General features: G+C 65.2%; 1 protein-coding gene. It reads left to right on the top strand.

All coding sequences use genetic code 11. The annotated features are described in order from the left end of the window. Positions 1-53: 53 nt before the first annotated feature. Positions 54-851, top strand: a 798-nt coding sequence (locus tag ABD323_RS42115) for a tetratricopeptide repeat protein (RefSeq protein WP_344447348.1), incomplete at its 3' end; no start/stop codon positions are given.

The raw sequence follows: 851 nt of genomic DNA, 5'->3' as shown, positions 1-851 counted from the left end.
TCTACTCCCGGGAGCAGCTGACGTCAGCCGATGACTCCTGGGGCGAGAGTCTGATGCGCTTGCTCGCCCACCTCTACCGGATGAGCACGCTGGCGCAGAAAAAGTTCTTCAGCCCCGCCAAGGCAAACCCTGCGGCCGAGGAGCGGTTCGCCGATCGGAGCTCGGCACTGCGATGGCTCGAGGAGGAGCAGTACACCCTGATCGCAGCCGCACTCTGGGCGCACAGCGCGGATGACCATCGGATGTCGGTGGCTCTGTCAGCATCCGTCTCACAGTTCCTGACCGAGCTGCGCTCCTTGGACGAAGCCGAGTTGGTCCTGAGAGCCGGCATCCGATCAAGCCGGGTTATCAAGGACCGTCACAACGAGGCCTCACTCCTCAGCCTTCTGGGCATCGTGCTCAGGGACAAGCGCAAGCTCGGAAAATCCGTTCGTGCACACCGCAAAGCCATCGAGATCTCCCGTCGACTGAAGAACCGTAAGGCCACGGCCAGAGCGCTGAACAATCTCGGGCTCTCACTCCACGAGCAGCGCAAGTTCGAGCAAGCCGTGGCGGCCCATGCCGAGGCCGCACGGGCGCTCAAGCGTGCGGGCGACAGGCGTGGAGCAGGACAAGCGCTGAGCAACATTGCGGAGACGCTTGTCGAGCAGGGCCGGACAGCAGAGGCTGCCCGCTACCTCCGCAAGGCCGCGACGATCTTCAAGAAGGAGGGCGACCCGCGCAGTCACGCCCAGGCGCTCGGCACACTCGCCAAGGTACTGCGCCATGACGGGGACCTTGCGCAGGCGGTGGAGCTGCACCGGCGCGCACCTGGCATGGTCGACGCTCTGCTCATCCCCCACCAGCGGGCG

Source organism: Kitasatospora nipponensis (genome assembly GCF_039528135.1).
In the GTDB taxonomy this organism is placed as follows: Bacteria; Actinomycetota; Actinomycetes; order Streptomycetales; family Streptomycetaceae; genus Kitasatospora; species Kitasatospora nipponensis.
Note: the sequence above shows the minus strand (reverse complement) of the source record. Positions and strands in the feature narration are given on the sequence as shown.